Origin of the sequence: Aeromicrobium phragmitis, assembly GCF_003674095.1 — a bacterium.
GTDB lineage: Bacteria > Actinomycetota > Actinomycetes > Propionibacteriales > Nocardioidaceae > Aeromicrobium > Aeromicrobium phragmitis.
In genome coordinates this window covers 215,945-233,197 of sequence record NZ_RDBF01000002.1, presented here as the reverse complement: position 1 = coordinate 233,197, position 17,253 = coordinate 215,945, and the positions used below count along the sequence as shown (strand labels likewise).

Below are 17,253 nucleotides of genomic sequence, written 5' to 3'. Positions count from 1 at the left end.
CTTACTCCTCGTCCTCGACGGAGAACAACGTCCTCACGATTTCGTCGGCCGACACCGCGTCGGGGTCGACCTCTGCGACAGTGCGGCCGCCGCTCACCAAATAGGCCCGGTGGGCCAGTCCGAGCACTTCCTCGTGCTCACTGGAGATCACCAAGACCGCCATGCCACGAGCGGCCATGTCCGCGATCGCGCGATAGATCGTGCGCTTGGCGCCGACGTCGACGCCGCGGGTCGGCTCGTCGAGGATCATCAGCTTCGGGGCCCCGAGGAGCCAGCGGCCCAGCAACGCCTTCTGCTGATTGCCACCGGAGAATCCGCCGACCGGCAGCTCGATCGCCAGCGGGCGCATCTCCAGGTCCTCCATCGTGCGCCGCACGACGTCCTTCTCCGAGCGACTCGACAGAGCGCCGGTGGACGTGAACCGGTTCAGATGCGCCAGCGCGACGTTCTCGCGCACGGAGCGCTCCAGCACGAGCCCGTCGTGATGCCGGCTCTCGGGTACGAAGGCCATCTGCGCGGCTACGGCATCCGAGACCGACCACCGCTCGGGCAGTTCGCGTCCGTCGAACCACACGCGGCCGCCGGTACGTCCGTCCGCGCCGAAGAGCGCGCGGGCGAGCTCGGACCGCCCGCTGCCGACCAGACCCAGAAGACCCACGATCTCGCCGGGCCGGATGGTCAGGCTCGCGTCGACGACGCCCGTCTCGGTCGCCAGCGATTCGACCCGCAGCACCGGCTCCACACCGTTCGGCGGATCGGGCTTCGGCGGGAACACCGACTCGAGTTTGCGTCCGAGCATCGCCTCGATCACGTCGTCCTTCGACATCCCCGCCACCGGGCGCGAGGCGATGCGGACGCCGTCGCGGAGGACCGTCACGTGATCGCTGACCTCGAGTACCGCGTCGAGGAAGTGCGAGACGTAGACGACCGCGCAGCCCTGGACGCACAACGCGGCGATGACCTCATGCAAGCGTGCCGTCTCGTGCGCGGACAGCGACGACGTCGGCTCGTCCATGACGATGACCCTGGCCTCCCGGGCCAGCGCACGCAGAATCTCGACCTTCTGTTGGTCGGCGATGCTCAACTCGGCCACCACCGTGTCGGCGTCCAGCCCGAATCCCACCCGCTCGTCGAGAGCGCGGTAGCGGGCCTTGAGGCCGCCGCGCAGCACGCCCCAGCGGTGCTGCTCGATGCCGAGGAACACGTTCTCGGCCACGGTGAGTTCGGGAACGAGGGCAAGCTCCTGCGCGATCATCGCGACCCCCGCGGCCTGGGCGCGCGCGGGATCCCAGCGGTCGACCTGCGTCCCGCGAACCCGGACTTCGCCCGCATCGGGGCTGTAGATCCCCGCCACGACCTTGCCGAGGGTCGATTTGCCGGCGCCGTTCTCACCCACGAACGCGTGGACCTCGCCGGCGCGGAGTTCGACGCTCACCTCGTCGAGGGCGAGCGTCCCGCCGAAACGCTTCGAGACGCCTCGCACCTCGACCAAGGCGGCCGGGCCCTCCGTGGAGGGCCCGGCCATCGGCTGGACTCGCTCAGCCATTCCACTCGCCGACGAAGTCACCGAGCGTCTCCTTGGTCGCGTAGGGTTCGGTGCCGCCGACCTCGTCGGCGTTCACGTACGACTCGACCTCACGTCCTTCGAGGGCGTTGAGGACCTGGTCCATTGCGGCGCTGCCCATGCTGACCGGGAAGTTGAGGTAGTCGGCGGCCCAACGGCCGGACTTGACGTTCTCCACCGCCTCCTTGGTGCCGCCACCGCCGGTGATGAACACGCTCGACGGGTCGATGCCGGCGTCCTCGATGGCGAGGGTGGCGCCCAACGCGTCCTGGTCGGCGTTCGACAACAGCACGTTGAAGTCGCTGTTGGCCTGCAGCACGTTGGCCATCGAGGTCATCGCCTGGTCGCGGTCGTAGCCGCCCTCGACGGTCGCCACGACCTGAATGTTGTCGTGACTTGCGAAGGCCTGCTCGTACGCCTCCCGGCGCGCCGTGTCGAGCGGGGTGTCGAGCTGCCCGAGCATCAGGACGACCTTGCACGGGTCGAGCTCGGCGCAGTAGTCGACGACCTGCTCGGCCTGCTTGGCAGCGGCCTCGACCGGCGGCACAGCCACCGTGGTGGTCACGCCCTCGACCTGCGGTTCCATCTCGTTGATGTCCGGCCCGATCGGCGCGAGGACCGTGGCGACGGGCATCTCATTCGGCAGCGGGAACGCGGCCGCGAGACTGGGCCCGTCGTTCGGGACGACGATGACGCCGTCGTACTGGCCGGTCGTGGTGGCGTTCTGCAACTGCGACAGCTGCGTATTGGCGTCGAACTGGCCGTCGAGGATCTTCACCGAGACCTCGACGTCGGCGTCCTCGGCAGCCTGTTGGATTCCCTCGTACACGGCCTGGCTGTAGCCGTTCTGGCTCGAGGCCGCGAGGAACGCGATCTGGTACCCGTCGGACGACCCCCCGCCGTCGGCCCCACAGGCGCTCAGGGCGAGCGTCGCCGCCAGGGCGGACGCCCCGAGGACCATACTGTGCGGTCTGCGCATGCTTTCTGTACCTTCCGTGTGGCGTGGGCCTCACCCACTGGTGTGTGACATATTACCCATCACGTCGTGTCGCGCCACCACTTTCGTGTTAATTCCCGGTTGCGACTCACACATCGTGCCGCACGCTCTGGTCCTCGGCTTTCACCACGCGCTGCCGCACCTCGTACCGGCGCGCCGCCCCGACGGGGCCCACCAACTCCGGCAGCCCGGGGGCCGCGGCGGCCCGCCGCGGATGATCCAGCCACTCCTGGTACGCCGCCTCATCGGGCCACAGCGCGGTGACGACGATCTCGGGATGCTCGGGGTCGTCGATGTCCACGGCCAATTCCGAGGCGAGGGCGCGCGTCTGCTCCAGGGAGTAGGCCAGGACGTCGCCTGCGGCGTAGATCCGCTCGATCTCCTCGATCGCGGCAGGGTCGGGCGTGAACGTCAAGATCGTGCGGATCATCGGAACTCCTCGGAATGTGACGGTTGGGTAAATCGTGGCCTGGGTCTCGCCACGACGTGGTGAGGTGTGACATATTACTCACATCGTGACCATTCGATGGGAGAGGAACATGTCCCCGAGTACCCGCATCTCCATCGACGTCGGAGGGACCTTCACCGACGTCGTCAAGCTGGACCCCGCTACCGGCGTCCTGCGCTTCGAGAAGGTCCCCACCACGCCGCGCGACCCGAAGCGGGGCGTGCTCGACGCCTTCGCGAAGGCGGAGGCACCGCTCGATGAGGTGGCGTCGTTCAACCACGGCACCACGCTCGGGCTCAACTCCCTGCTGACCCGCACCGGCGCCCGGGTCGCCATCATCGGCACCCGCGGCTTCCGCGACGTCTACCTGCTCGGGCGCACCGACCGGCGGGCGATGTACGACATCACCTATCGCAAGCCCGCTCCTCTGGTCCGGCGGCGCGATACGTTCGAGGTCACCGAGCGGACGCGCTACGACGGTTCGGTCATGACGTCGCTCGATCTCGCCGACGCCGAACGCGTCGCCCGAGAGATCGCCGAGGGCGGCTACGAGGCCGTCGCGGTCGGGTTCCTGCACGCCTACGCCAACCCCGCCAACGAGATCGCCATGGGCGAGGTGCTCGCCCGGGTCGCGCCCGCCGTCGAGGTGACCCTCTCTCACGAGCTGTCCCGCGAGTACCGCGAGTACGAGCGCACCAGCACTGCGGTGCTCGACGCCTACATCAAGCCGATCGTGCGCAACTATCTGCGCGAGCTCTCCGACGAGCTGGCCAGCGGCAGCTTCGACGGCCGCTTCCTGATGTCGCGCTCCGGCGGCGGTGCGATGACGGCTCAGGCAGCGGCGGAGCAGCCGGTCAACCTGATCCTCTCCGGTCCCGCCGGCGGCGTGGTGGGTGCCGCCGCGCTCTCGCACGAACTCGGCGAGCCCAACATCATCACCATCGATATGGGCGGCACCAGCCTGGACGCCTCCCTCGTCCTCGACCACGAGCCGGTCATGTACCAGGGGGCCGAGTTCGAGGGACTCCCGATCAACACCCCCTCGCTCTACATCCACACGATCGGCGCCGGCGGCGGTTCGATCATCTCCCTCGACGAAGCCGGCGCCCTGCAGGTCGGCCCGCAGAGCGCGGGGGCCGACCCCGGTCCCGCCGCGTACGCACGCGGCGGCTCCGAACCGACCTTCACGGACGCCGCCGTGGCGCTGGGCTACCTCGGTGCCGACGTCGCCCTCGGCGGGGATCTCCAGCTCGACGAGCAGCTCGCGGACAAGGCGCTCGCCAGTGTGGCCGAACGACTGGGTATGGGCGTGGAGGAACTCGCGCGTGGCGCCGTCCAGATCGCCAACATGAAGATCGTCGGCGCCGTCCGCGCCATCACCGTCGAGCTCGGTCGCGACCCGCAGGACTTCGCCCTGATGTCCTTCGGCGGCGGTGGCGGTCTGGTCGCCGTCGACGTCGCGCGCGAACTCAACATCCCCCGCGTCATCGTCCCGCCGGGACAGGGCGCGTTCTCGGCGCTCGGCATGCTGATGGCCGACGTGCAGCATGATTTCGCCCGGACGTCCGTGCGGCCGCTGCGCGAGGTCGATCCGGCTTTCTTCACCGAGGCGTTCGGTGCCATGGAGGTCGAGGCTGCGGAGGCGCTGGAGCGGGAGGGCTTCGGCCCGCAGCACCGTGCTTACCAGCGCACGGTCGACGTGCGGTACGCCGGCCAGGAGCACTCCGCCACGGTCGTCTACCCCGAGGACTCCGCCGACGTCATCGCGGCCATCGAGGGGGAGTTCGCGGTCCTGCACCATCGCCTCTACGGCCACACGATGAGCGATCCGGTCGAGATCACCACGCTGCGGCTCAAGGCCACGGGTGTCGTCGAGAAGCCATCGTGGCCCCGCATGGACCAGCGTGCGGAGGGCACGCCGGAGCCGATCAGCCGCCGCGACGTGCACGCGACCGGCGTTGCGAGCGAGTACCGGGTGTTCAGCCGCGAGTCGCTGCTCGCCGGTGACGAGATCGCCGGACCCGCCGTCATCGCCGAGCACACCGCGACCACGGTGATGCACGAGGGCGATCGCCTCGTCGTCGGGCCGCTCGGCGAGCTCGTCATCCACATCAAGGCCGAAGGAGAGAACCGATGAGCAGCAACGCGATCACCCTCGAGGTCATCCGTCACAGCCTGCTGGCCGGCGCCGAGGAGATGGCGCGCAACCTGTGTCGCACGGCGTACAACACCGTCGTCTACGAGATCCACGACTACGGCATCGGCCTGCACGACGCGAACGGCGACGTCGTCGCCGACGCGCCCGGCATCGCGATCTTCACCCGCGGCAACGACCACGGCATCAAGAAGTCCATCGAGTACCTCGGTGCCGAGAACATGGCGCCGGGCGACGTCTTCATCCTCAACCACCCGTACTGGTCCTCGGCGCACACGCTCGATCCGCTCGTGTTCGCGCCGATCCACGTCGACGGTGCGTTGATCGGCTTCTCGTCGTGCCGCATCCACGTGCTGGATCTCAAGCAGAAGAACCCCGGTTACGTGCTGGATTCGGTCGACGCGTACGAGGAGGGTCTGGTGTTCCCGGCGAGCCGCCTGTACCGCGCCGGCGAGCCCAACGACGACATCCTCAACCTCATCCGGTTCAACAGCCGGATGCCCGAGCGCACCATCGGCGACATCCAGGCGCAGGTCTCGGCCTGCGTCACGGGCGTGCGACGGATGCAGGAGGTCGCCGCCAAGTACGGCACGCAGGAACTCCTCGACGCCATGGTCGCGATCAACGAGCACGGCGAAAAGCTCGCCCGCCTCGCGCTCGCGAAGCTTCCCAAGGGCACGTGGAGCGCCGAGGACTTCGTCGACAGCGACGGCATCGACCGCGACACCCTCGTCAAGATGAAGGCCACGGTGACCATCACCGACGACGAGATGATCGTGGACTGGACCGGCAGCGCGAAGGACGTCAAGGGGCCGATCAATCTTCCGGTCGGCCAGACCGAGGCACTGTCGAGCCTCGTGTTCAAGGCGATCACCACCCCGGACAGCCCGGTGGTCGCGGGCAACTTCGCGCCGCTGCGCGTCGTCACCGAACCGGGCTCGGTCATGCACGCCGTCCACCCGATGCCGACGTTCACGCTCTGGACCGGCCTGCTGGCCGGCGAGGTCGTGCTGAAGGCGCTCGCGCAGGGCATGCCGGACCGCATTCCCGCGTGCTCGGGCGGCGACGTCTCGTCGATGATGGGGTGGGGCACCGACCCGCGCACGGGTGAGGCGTGGCTCGAGGCCACCAACGAGGCCGTGGGCTTCGGTGCCCACGCCGGCGGCGACGGCGAAGACGGGATCATGCACCTGTCCGAGCCTGGCTGCCGCAACAACCCCGTCGAAGTGCTGGAGATGAAGGCCCCGCTGTTCATCGAGTCGTACGGATACGTGCCCGACTCCGGTGGCGCCGGCCGCTTCCGCGGCGGTGTGGGCGTCAACCGCACCTACCGCTTCGAGGCCGACTCGACGGGCATCTGCCTGGTGTACAAGACCAAGTCCGCGCCGTGGGCGCTCGAGGACGGTCAGGAAGCGGTGCCCGCCAAGATCGTGCTCGACGGTGGGACCGCCGAGGAGCGCGTCCTGCAGGGCGGCACCTACCCGCGCCCTGCCGGCAGCACCCTCGCCAACGTCACCGGCGGTGGCGGCGGTTACGGCGACCCGTACGAGCGCGATCCGCAGCGCGTCCTCGACGACGTCATCGACGGTTTCGTCACTCGCGAGAAGGCCGCGGAGCTGTACGGAGTCGTCATCGACGACACCCTGGCCGTCGACCACACCGCGACGGCCGAACGCCGCGACGCCCGGGCGACCGCATGAGCGGCACCGACCTCGTCCTGCGGTCGGGCCGATTCTTGGACCCGGCCACGGGGGACGTCGTGGAGGGCGATCTGCTCATCCAGGACGGGACCATCGCCGAGGTCGGCGAGGTGGGCGCGACGAGCGCCCCCTCGGTCGACCTCGGCGGGGCCACCGTCGTGCCCGGCTTCATCGACGCCCACTTCCACGCCTACTCGACGTGCCTCGGCGGGCTGGAGCTCGAACTGCGGCCGCTGAGCTACGTGGCGGTCAACGCGACGCGTCGGCTCGCGGCGGCCGTCCGACGGGGCTTCACCACCGTGCGGGACGTGGCCGGGGGCGATCCCGGCATCGCCTCCGCGATCGACGAGGGGCTCTTCCTCGCGCCGCGCTACCTGTACACCGGCGCGGCGCTCAGCCAGACCGGCGGCCACGGCGATCCGCGGCCCGGCGATCTCGACCTGTGCTTCGGCCACGGCCATATGAACGAGGTCGTCGACGGCGTCGACGACCTGCGCCGGGCCGTCCGCGACCGGTTCCGCCAAGGTGCCCACGCCATCAAGATCATGGCGTCGGGCGGGGTGGTGTCCCCGACCGATCCGCTGCGCATCCCGCAGTACTCCGCCGAGGAGATCCAAGCGGTCACCGACGAGGCCACCCGCCGCGGCAGTTACGTCGCAGCGCACGCCTACTCCAGCGAGGCGGTCGTTCACGCCGTCACGAACGGAGTTCGATCGATCGAGCACGGCAACCTCATCGACGAGGAAGCCGCGCGGGTCATGGCCGAGCACGGGGCGTATCTCGTGCCGACGTTGGCGCCCTACGACTCGATGAGCCGGCGCGGTGCCGAAGCGGGCCTCTCCCCCGTCGGCCAGGCCAAGAACGCGGAGGTGCTGCACGCCGGGCGCGGAGCCATCGAGCTCGCGGCGCGCGCCGGCGTCCCCGTCGGTTTCGGCAGCGACCTGATGGGGGATCTGGAGGACGATCAGCTGCAGGGGCTGCGACTCCAGGCCGAGGCGCAGACGCCTCAGGAGCTGCTGCGATCGATCACCGTGGTCAACGCCGCGCTGATCGGCCGTCCCGAGCTCGGCTCGCTGTCCGTCGGCACCCCGGCCGATATGGTCGTGCTCTCGGCCGACCCCTACCAGGACGTGAGCGTGCTCTGGGACGACACCCGGCCCCGCACCGTGGTCCGCGACGGCGTGCTCATCGGCTGAGCGACGCTGCACGAGAAGCCCCGGGCGGCCACACCACCATGGTGCGGCCGCCCGGGGCTTCTTCTCCGCCTCGCCAGGCGCGGACGGTTCAGGAACGATCGAGCGTTCGGGCGTGGCGCACGGACGCAGCGAACGCCTCAGTGAACAGCGCATCGGGCGATGCGCTCTCCAGCACCGCGACGGCGCGTTCGGTCGTGCCGCCCGGACTCGTCACCCGGCGCCGCAGTTCCTCGGCCGAAAGCCGCGACTCCTTGAGGAGCGCGGCGGCTCCGATGATCGTCTGGCGCACCGCCGCCTCGGCGTGGTCGGCGGACATCCCCGTGTCGAGCGCGGCGTTCGTCATGGCCTCGGCCAGGCGGAAGACGTAGGCGGGACCACTGCCGGAGACTGCGCTCAGGACGTTGACGGCGTCCTCGTTCGGCAGCGGCACGACGTATCCCACCCGGGAGAACCACTCGGCCAGCAGCGTGTGCTCCTCGGAGCCCTCGTGCTCGGTGAGGAGCCCGACCACACCCTCCCCCACTCCGGTCGGGGTGTTGGGCATAAGGCGGACCAGGCGTGGATCGGGACCGGTGCACCGTCGCAACGTCGAGAAGCTGACTCCCGCTGCGACCGACACCACGACCGACGCCGGCTCGAGAACCGGAGCGATCTCCTCGAGCATCGCAGGGAACTGATGCGGCTTGACGCAGACGAAGACCACGTCCGCCTCCGCGACGGCGCGCCGGTTGGCCGCCGGGTCCTCGTCGGTGAACAGCATCACCGCGTGCTCCGGATCGCCCTCGCGCCGTCCCGGAGCGCGACGGGTCGCCACGACCTCGGTCACCTCGGGGGCCTGTTCGAGGGCGGCGAGGATGCCGCGGGTGATCGACCCGAGGCCGAGGATGGCGACCTTCATCGAGGTGCCTCCATCACGGCGGCTGCGACGACGAGATCCTCCCACGCCATACCGACGGACTTGAAGAACACGGGACGACCCGCGGGGTGGACGTCTTCTCCGGCCACGTCGGCGAGCGTCACGAGATCGGCGGCGTCGAACGTCCCTGCCTCGACGGCCATGACGACGTCGCCGGCTTCCCGGAGCGCCGGGGCGCGGTCTTCGACGATCACCCGCGCGCGCCCGAGCAGCCTCTCGTCGACCTCGCGCGCGTCCGGATCGTGCGAGCCCACCGCGATGACGATCGCGTCGTCGCGCAGCAGAGCCGAGTCGAACACCGGCTCGCGAGCCGAGGTGGCGCAGTGGACGATGCCCGCCTGCCCCACGGCCCGGTCAGCCTCGACCGAGCCCACCTGCACCACGTCACAGGCGACGCCGGCGAGTTCGGCCGGGAGGTCCGCTCGCTCCGGGTCGCGGACCACGAAGGTCACCGAGGCGATCTCGCGGACGCCGTCGACGACATCGGCGGTCGTGGTGACATGGCGGATCGCTTGAATGCCGGCGCCGAAGGCGACGACCTGCAGCGGCGACGTGTCGGCGAGCAGGTGCTGCCGGACCCCGGCGAGCGAGACCGCGGGCGTCCGCAACGCCGTCAGCTCGATGCCGTCCAGGACGGCCCGGGGCGCGAGCGTCCGAGCGTCGAACAACACGTAGAGCCCCTGGATGCGCGGCAGGCCGTGCTCACGGTTGCCCGGCGCCACGGTGACGATCTTGACGCCGGTGTCCGCGCCGTGCTCCGCCGGCATGAGGATGTAGTCGCCATGGGTCAGCGGGACGAACTGGCGCGGCGTCGACCGGGCCGGGTCGAGCCCCTCGCGGAGCGCAACGACCAGCGCCTGGACGGCGTCTCGTGGTCGCAGTCGCGCCACCGCGGCGGCGTCGAGGTAGGCGATGGTGTCGGTCATGAGGCGCTGGCTCCTCCGATCGCGTGGGCGGGATCGTCGCGCCGCACCTCAGTACCGTCCCGTCAGCTCGCCCCAGGACGACGAGAGGCCGGCGGCGCTCCGGCGCTGCGGGATGCCCCACGGGTTGTCGTCGCGCAGCGCCGGCGGCAGGGCTGCCTGCGGAGCGTTCTGGAACGCCACCGCTCGCAGGAACCGGCCGATGGCCGCGGTCCCGACCGACGTCGAGTCCTGCGTCGTCGCGGGCACCGGACCGCCGTGCTGCATGGCCGCGGTCACCGACACACCCGTCGGCCAGCCGCCGAAGAGCACCCGTCCGCTCGTGCGAGCCAGCACCTCGAGCAGTTCGGACCACCCCTGCGGGTCCTCGCCGGAGCCCAGGTGGATCGTCGCGGTCAGATTGCCCGGGAAGAGCCGCTCGAGCACCTCGGGCAGCGCAGCGGTGTCGTCCCCGTACTCGACGATCACCGACAGCGGGCCGAACGACTCGTCGAGCACGGACTCACCGGCCGCCTCGAGCTGGGCGAGGGTGATGACGGTGAGGGTGGGGGTAGCCCAGCCGAAGCCCTCGTCGTCGACCTGGACGTCCCCCTCCACGAGCACCTCGACGCCCTCGGCCTTCAGCACGGCGTCGCGGCGCTCCTGGTACCCGGCCGTGATGCCGGCCGTCAGCTGCCGATGCGGCGCGACGTCCTGAGCCGCCGCGACGACAGCCTCACGAAGGGGCTGCGCGCTCGGGACGAACAGGAAACCGGGCTTCGTGCACAGCTGACCGCACGATCCCGCGACACTCGCCACGTACGCTTGCGCCAGACCTGCGGCGTCCTCGGCGACCGCCTGGGGCGTGGCGACGACGGGGTTGACGCTGCCGAGCTCGCCGTAGAACGGGATCGGCACCGGGCGGGCCGCGGCGATGTCGGCCAGCATCCGGCCCACCTGCGTGGAGCCGGTGAAGCTGGCTGCGCGCACGCGCGGGTCGCGCAGGGCCTCGACCCCCTCTTCGCGGCCGAACAGCACGTTGAAGGTGCCCTCGGGCATGCCCGCGTCGGTCAACGCCTCGGTCACGATGCGGCCGGTGAACTCGCTCAGGCGCGGGTGGCCGTCGTGTGCCTTGAGGATGACGGGGTTGCCGGCGGCGAGGGCCGCGGCGGTGTCGCCGCCCGCGACGGAGAACGCCAGCGGGAAGTTGGACGCCGCGAAGATCAGGACCGGCCCGAGCGGGACGTTGACCCGGCGAACATCCGGCCGGGGGCCGACGGCGTAGTCGGGATCGGCCTCGTCGATTCGCGCGTCGAGGTACGCGCCCTCGACGATGACCTCGGCGAACAGCCGCAGCTGCTGCGAGGTGCGGTTGAGTTCTCCGCGCAGCCGCGCCTCGGTGAGGCCGGTCTCCTCCTGGCCGAGGGCGACGATCTCGTCGCCGGCGGCGTCGAGCGCGCCCGCCAGGGCGACGAGCGCGGTGGCCCGTTCGCGGGGCGTGGTGCGGGCGAAGGCCGGCGCTGCCTGGGCGGCCGACTCGAGAATGGCATTGACGTTCATGGGACTCCTCAGAATTCGAATCCGGCGGGGAATGGATCGTGCGGATCGAGCAGGTATTGAGCCGTGCCGGTGATCCAGGCGCGGCCGGTGATCTCGGGAAGGACCGCCTCGTGCTCGCCGACGCGGGCCGTACCGACGAGTCGCCCGGTGAACTCCGAGCCGATGAACGACTCGTTGACGAAGTCGGTGTGCAGCGCGAGTTCACCACGGCTGTGCAGCTCGGCCATCCGGGCGGACGTGCCGGTGCCGCACGGAGAGCGGTCGAACCAGCCAGGGTAGATCGCCATCGCATGGCGTGAACGCACCGCGTCGGAGCCCGGCGCGATGAACTCGACGTGGTGGACGTGGTCGACCCCGTCGATCGTCGGGTGCTTGGGCGGCGCCGTCGAGTTGATCGCGTCCATGATCGCCAGTCCGGCGGCGATGATGTCCTGCTGGCGCGACCGGTCGAACGGCAGACCGACGTCGTCGAGTTCGACCATCGCGTAGAAGTTGCCGCCGAAGGCGATCGAGTACGGGACGCTGCCGTAGCCGGGGACCTCGACGACCTCGTCGAGGCGCTCGGTGAAGCTCGGCACGTTGGCGAGCGTCACGGCGGCGGCCCGGCCGTCCTCGACGCGGACCGTCGCGACGACGAGCCCGGCCGGCGTGTCGAGCCGGATCTCGGTGACCGGTTCGGTCACCTCGACCATGCCGGTCTCCACGAGCACCGTCGCGACGCCGATCGTGCCGTGTCCGCACATCGGCAGACAGCCGCTGGCCTCAATGTAGACGATGCCGAAGTCGCAGTCGTCCCGGGTCGGCGGCTGGAGGATCGCGCCGGACATCGACGCGTGCCCGCGCGGCTCGTTCATCAGCAGCCGGCGGATGTGGTCGAGATGTTCGATGAAGTACAGGCGCCGCTCGTTCATGGTGGCACCGGGGATGACGCCCACTCCCCCGGTGATGACCCGGGTGGGCATTCCTTCGGTGTGGGAGTCGACGGCGTGAAACACCCGTGACGATCGCATATGACCTCCTGAATCGAGTATGGGCGGCACCCGGTGAGTGTGACGTTTGGCGGGTATTTCTCGCGGTTTCACCCGCCAAACGTCACACTCAGCGCGTCAGCGAGCGGCGATCGCGGCGAGGGCGCGCTCGGTGTCGGCCTTCACCTGGGCGGTCTGGGCCTCGGTGAGCGGGCCGCGCGGCGGACGGGTGAGACCGCCGTAGGAGTTGCCGCAGACGTCCATCGACAACTTGATGGCCTGGACGAACTCCGTGCGCGAGTCCCAGCGGAAGACGGCCACGAGCTGCTCGTAGAGCGCCTTGGCGTCATGCCACTTGCCTTCGACGCACAGGTTGTAGAGCTCGACGGCTTCCTTCGGAAACGCGTTCGGGTAACCCGCGAACCAGCCCACCGCGCCGTTGACCATGAGCTCGAAGAGCACGTCGTCGGCACCGGCGATGATGTCGATGTCGCAGAGTTCCTTGATCTCGTACACGCGGCGGACGTCGCCGGAGAACTCCTTGATGGCGACGACCTCGGGGAACTCCGCGATGCGAGCGACGAGCTGCGGCGTGATGTCGACCTTGGTGTCGAACGGGTTGTTGTAGGCCATGATCGGCATGCCGACCTCGGCCACGCGGCGGTAGTGCTCGACGACTTCCTCGTCGTTGGCGCGGTACATCGTGGGCGGCAGGACGAGGACGCCGTCCGCGCCGTCCTCCTGCGCGTACCGGGTCCACTTCTGGGCCTGGTGCCAACCGACGCCGTGAGCACCGGCGACGACCACACCACGACCGTCGACGGCGTCGACGGCGACCTGGATGACCTTGCGACGCTCCTCGTCGGTGAGCGAGGAGTACTCGCCGAGCGAGCCGTTCGGTCCGACGCCGCGGCAGCCGTTGCTCATGAGGAAGTCGATGTGCTCGCCGAACTTGTCGTAGTCGACCGCGAGGCCGGCGGGCGCCGAGGCGTCCTCCTTGAAGGCCAGCGTGGTCGCGACGACGACACCGCCGAGGTCGATCGTGGGCTCCGACATGATGAGTCCTTTCACGGGATCTGATGAGGGGATGTTTCGGTGGACTGAGGCGCACGGGCGAGGTCGCCGATGCGCAAAGGGGCGGCGATGGGGCGCCGGTCGGTCGTGGTGCCGTCCGCGAACGCGGTGCACCCGGATGCCCCCGCGAGCAGCTGCTCGACCGTGCGGCCGCAGATGCGGCCCTGGCACAGCCCGAGCCCGGCGCGGGTGGTGAGCTTGAGGGAACGCAGGCCGACCGAGGCGGTCGACTCGGCCACGCGGTTCAGCGTCCCGGCGTCGACTTCCTCGCAGCGGCAGACGATCGTGTCGTCCTGGAGCCACGACGACCACGATGCGCCGATGCGATGGGCTGTCGCGATGCGCTCGGCGAACCGGGTGAACCGGTCGCGCGCGCGGCGCGCCGAGCGCACCGGTGCGTCCGCAGTCGACCCGCCCGCGGCCACCCAGCCGGCGATCTCGCCCTCGGCAAGCGCGAGGTCGACCCCGCCGATCGCGGTGATCTCGCCCGCCGCGAACACGCCGTCCACGCTGGTGCGCTGCTCACCGTCCACGCGCACGAAGCGCTCGTCGGTGAGCTCGCATCCTGCCGCGACGGCGAGCTCGAGACGTGGGGTGAAGCCGTGGCCCAGGCAGACGGCGTCGCAGTCGATGCGCCGCTCGGTGCCGAGGACGGGTGCCCAGTCGGCGTCGAGCCGTGCGACCGTCACCGCCTCGACCCGAGCGGTGCCGTGAATCTCGACGACGCCGTAGCCGGTGCGGTACGGCACGCGCCCACGCACGTGGTGCGCGACGTAGCCGGCGAGCTCGCTGACCTTGTGCGAGGCACCGGCCAGCTCCCAGGGGCGCGCGAGCCAGTGACGGGCCATGCGCGAGGGCCGAGATGCCTCGAAGACGCCGACGACGCGAGCGCCGGCTTGTCCGAGCGACGCGGTCACCGGGAACAGGAACGGTCCCGACCCGGCGACGACGACGCGATCGCCGACCGCAATGCGCTCCCCCTTGGCCATGGCCTGGGCGGCTCCTGCGGTGAAGACGCCCGGGAGGGTCCACCCGGGCACGGGCAGGGCGCGGTCATGCGCGCCAGTGGCGAGGATGAGCCGATCGGGCACGACGGACTCGGTGGCGCGGGTCCCGTCCACGTCGCCGGACGCGAGGTTGACGCGCAGGGTGCCGTCGGCACGTCGCTCGACGGCCCAGACCTGCGTCTCGGTGTCGATCGTGCATCCGGGGTCGAACTCGAGGGCCTGGCGCAGTGACTGGTACGTGTTCCACTGATGATGCAGGACAGCTTCGCGTCCGGCGGGCCGGCTTTCGGGCAGGTGCCGCCAGTACTGGCCGCCCGTGCGCTCGGCGGAGTCGATGACGCGGACCGTGGCACCGCGCCGCCGTGCGGCGGCGGCGGCCGCGAGACCGGCCGGGCCGGCGCCGATGACGAGAATGTCGGTCACGATCCTGCCCCCTCGACCCGCCGGGGCAGCTCATCGTGCTGGCGCTCCACCTGTGCTCCGTCACGAGCGGTGCGCTGGCATGCGCGGACGTCGCGCTGGCCGTCGACCGTCACGACGCAGTCGAAGCACACGCCGATCCCGCAGAACAGTCCCCGCGGCTCGTGGCGCGTGGAGCTGGTCCGCCAGTCGAGGACGTCGTTCGCGAGCAGGACGCCGGCGACCGACTGACCGCGGACACCGACGTACTCACGCCCCTCGAAGGTGATGGTCACCGAGTCCGTGGGGCCGGGCCGGATCGGGTCGCGCTTCGGGTCGACGGGTCGCGCGCTCATGAAGCGACCTCCTGCAGATGGGGAGTCAAGGTCGGGCGGTCGATGGCGAAGGGCGCAGGATCCAACGGCGGCGTCGTGCCGTTCATCAGGGCGAGCAGAATCTCCGCCGAGGACACCGAGAGGCCGATGCCCGCACCCTCGTGCCCGGTCACGTGGTAGAGGCCCGGGACCCGGGGATCCGCGCCGATGACGGGCAGGTGGTCGGGCATGTACGGGCGGAAACCGCCGTAGGTGCGCAGCACCTGCATGTCCTCGAGGAACGGGAAGAGCCGTAACGACTTTGTGGCGATCTCGCGGATGACGTCGACGTCGAGCCGGTCGTCGAAGCCGACGCGCTGTCGAGAGGACCCGATGAGCACCGTGCCGGCGGCCGTCGACTCCACGACGGTGGACGTCTGCAAGTCCGCGTCCCCGGACTGTGTCGCTCCCACGTAGTCGGCGTCGTACACCTTCCGGAACACCCGGTGCGGCATGCGCGTGGTCACCAGCACCATGCCGCGACGCGGCAGCACCGGCAGCGATAGGCCGAGTGCACCGGCGACCTCGCCCGCCCACGGGCCGGCGGCGTTGACGACGAGGTCGGCGTGGACATCGCCGCGCGACGTGCTGACGCCGGCCATCCGGCCCCCCGCGTCGTGCAGCGAGCCGACGACCTCCGTCGAGGTCATGACCCGGGCGCCTGCGCGGCGAGCCGAGGCGAGCAGCGCCTCGACCGCCACGACCGGCTGCACCTGCGCGTCCTGCGGGTAGTGGACGGCCGCGGTGATCTCGCGGCTGAGATGGGGTTCGAGTTCGAGCGCGTCGTCGGTCGCGATCTCACGGGCGTGGATGCCGACCGCGCGCTGCGACGCGGCGAACGCCCGCAACGGCTCGGCGCCCTCGGGCGTCATCGACACCACGAGTCCGCCCTTGGGCTCGAATTCGATCGACGGAAAACCGGGCCCGAGCTCGTCGTGCAGTTCGCGGGCGACGAGCGGCCACCGAACCGATGCGTCCACCGCGAGATCGAGCTCGGGGCCCGGAGTCTTATCCGAAACGAGGAGATTGCCTTCGCAGCTGGCAGAGGTACCGCCGGCGACGGCTCCACGCTCGACGACGGTCACGTCGTAGCCGGCCCGGGCAAGCAGTCGGGCACACGCGGCGCCGGTGATCCCAGCCCCGATGATCGCAACACGCATCGGCGTCTCCTCTCTGCCGGTAATATATCACATACTACCGGGGAGGGAACCCCTTCCGACCGCTCGCGCTTCAGGGTTCTGTCGCGCTGCGACTGGAACGTGACGCACTACCGGGGTCGCCGAGTAACGCCGCCGGCGGTCAGCGGACCGCGGTCACGGCCGAGTCCTCGGCCTCACCACTCCACCAGCCGAGCACGTGCCCGATGTGACGGTCCATCAGTTCGGCCGCGGCTTCTCCCTCACCGGCCTCGAGAAGGTCGAGGAGAGCAGCATGCTCGTCGATCGAGGCGCGGAGCTGCGCCGGCGTGATCTTGGAGGCGATGCCGACGGTGCGGGTCTGGTCACGCAGGTTGCCGACCACGTCGACGAGCACGGGGTTGCCCAGCAAACCCAGCAGGCCGAGGTGGAACGCCTTGTCGGACCGGACGTACGTCGCGAAATCGCGCGATTCGGCCGAATCGTTGATCGCGGCGATCAGTTCGTCGAACCGCGGACGGATCGAGGCGTCGAAGATCCGGGCCACCTCCACCATCGGCGGGCACTCGAGCATCCGCCGCGTCTTGACGAGGTGGTCGAGTTCGTCGCGCCCGACCTCACGCACGCGGAAGCCGCGGTTACGGACCGGCACGACGAAACCCCGCCGCGCGAGGTTCAGCATCGCCTCGCGCACCGGAGTCGCCGAGACGTCGTACTGCTGCGCGAGCACCGGCACCGTCAACAGCTCGTGCGGAGGCACCTGCCCGGCGATGATGGCCGCGGTCAGCGACTCCTCGATCTGCTCACGGAGGCTGTGTCCCGGTTCGATCCGAGGAGTCACCCAGCTCATGTCGTCG

15 protein-coding genes are annotated in these 17,253 nt (G+C 70.2%); 3 read left to right on the top strand and 12 right to left on the bottom strand.

Annotated elements, in window-relative coordinates:
- Position 1: 1 nt before the first annotated feature.
- The 3 genes from D9V41_RS03960 to D9V41_RS03950 form a co-directional block, all read right to left on the bottom strand.
- Positions 2-1,546: a sugar ABC transporter ATP-binding protein gene (locus D9V41_RS03960; protein WP_121793233.1), complete on the bottom strand. Its 1,545-nt coding sequence runs from the start codon at positions 1,544-1,546 to the stop codon at positions 2-4.
- A complete protein-coding gene (locus D9V41_RS03955) occupies positions 1,539-2,543 on the bottom strand; it encodes a sugar ABC transporter substrate-binding protein (protein WP_121793232.1) in 1,005 nt (334 codons plus the stop codon). Before D9V41_RS03955 ends, D9V41_RS03960 begins: the two co-directional genes overlap by 8 nt.
- Positions 2,544-2,649: 106 nt before the next feature.
- Positions 2,650-2,991, bottom strand: a complete 342-nt coding sequence (locus tag D9V41_RS03950; RefSeq protein ID WP_121793231.1) for an antibiotic biosynthesis monooxygenase family protein — start codon at positions 2,989-2,991, stop codon at positions 2,650-2,652.
- Between the two features lie 109 nt (positions 2,992-3,100).
- On the opposite strand from D9V41_RS03950, the gene D9V41_RS03945 reads away from it, so the two are divergent.
- The 3 genes from D9V41_RS03945 to D9V41_RS03935 are packed head-to-tail and all read left to right on the top strand — an operon-like array spanning position 3,101 to position 8,060.
- Positions 3,101-5,146: a hydantoinase/oxoprolinase family protein gene (locus D9V41_RS03945; protein WP_121793230.1), complete on the top strand. Its 2,046-nt coding sequence runs from the start codon at positions 3,101-3,103 to the stop codon at positions 5,144-5,146.
- Complete coding sequence (locus D9V41_RS03940; protein ID WP_121793229.1) at positions 5,143-6,864, top strand: hydantoinase B/oxoprolinase family protein; 1,722 nt, start codon at positions 5,143-5,145, stop codon at positions 6,862-6,864. The genes D9V41_RS03945 and D9V41_RS03940 overlap by 4 nt, the downstream gene beginning before the upstream one ends.
- Complete coding sequence (locus D9V41_RS03935) at positions 6,861-8,060, top strand: metal-dependent hydrolase family protein (RefSeq protein ID WP_121793228.1); 1,200 nt, start codon at positions 6,861-6,863, stop codon at positions 8,058-8,060. Before D9V41_RS03940 ends, D9V41_RS03935 begins: the two co-directional genes overlap by 4 nt.
- An 88-nt stretch (positions 8,061-8,148) precedes the next feature.
- Here the strand turns inward: D9V41_RS03935 and proC are convergent, their stop codons facing one another.
- The 9 genes from proC to D9V41_RS03890 form a co-directional block, all read right to left on the bottom strand.
- A complete protein-coding gene (gene proC / locus D9V41_RS03930; RefSeq protein ID WP_121793227.1) occupies positions 8,149-8,958 on the bottom strand; it encodes a pyrroline-5-carboxylate reductase in 810 nt (269 codons plus the stop codon).
- On the bottom strand, positions 8,955-9,902 hold the full coding sequence (locus D9V41_RS03925; RefSeq protein ID WP_121793226.1) for an ornithine cyclodeaminase family protein: 948 nt from the start codon (positions 9,900-9,902) through the stop codon (positions 8,955-8,957). Before D9V41_RS03925 ends, proC begins: the two co-directional genes overlap by 4 nt.
- 48 nt (positions 9,903-9,950) lie before the next feature.
- Positions 9,951-11,438 (bottom strand): aldehyde dehydrogenase (NADP(+)), encoded by a 1,488-nt coding sequence (locus D9V41_RS03920; protein ID WP_121793225.1) that lies wholly within the window; start codon positions 11,436-11,438, stop codon positions 9,951-9,953.
- Positions 11,439-11,446: 8 nt separating this feature from the next.
- Entirely contained in the window at positions 11,447-12,448 is a 1,002-nt protein-coding gene (locus D9V41_RS03915) for a proline racemase family protein (RefSeq protein WP_121793224.1), read from the bottom strand.
- 96 nt (positions 12,449-12,544) lie between these two features.
- Positions 12,545-13,462: a dihydrodipicolinate synthase family protein gene (locus D9V41_RS03910; RefSeq protein WP_121793370.1), complete on the bottom strand. Its 918-nt coding sequence runs from the start codon at positions 13,460-13,462 to the stop codon at positions 12,545-12,547.
- A gap of 11 nt (positions 13,463-13,473) precedes the next feature.
- Entirely contained in the window at positions 13,474-14,910 is a 1,437-nt protein-coding gene (locus tag D9V41_RS03905) for an NAD(P)/FAD-dependent oxidoreductase (RefSeq protein ID WP_121793223.1), read from the bottom strand.
- Entirely contained in the window at positions 14,907-15,242 is a 336-nt protein-coding gene (locus D9V41_RS03900) for a (2Fe-2S)-binding protein (protein WP_121793222.1), read from the bottom strand. The genes D9V41_RS03905 and D9V41_RS03900 overlap by 4 nt, the downstream gene beginning before the upstream one ends.
- Positions 15,239-16,420 (bottom strand): NAD(P)/FAD-dependent oxidoreductase, encoded by a 1,182-nt coding sequence (locus D9V41_RS03895; RefSeq protein ID WP_121793221.1) that lies wholly within the window; start codon positions 16,418-16,420, stop codon positions 15,239-15,241. The genes D9V41_RS03900 and D9V41_RS03895 overlap by 4 nt, the downstream gene beginning before the upstream one ends.
- A 139-nt stretch (positions 16,421-16,559) precedes the next feature.
- Positions 16,560-17,246, bottom strand: a complete 687-nt coding sequence (locus tag D9V41_RS03890) for a GntR family transcriptional regulator (protein ID WP_121793220.1) — start codon at positions 17,244-17,246, stop codon at positions 16,560-16,562.
- Positions 17,247-17,253 lie beyond the last annotated feature (7 nt).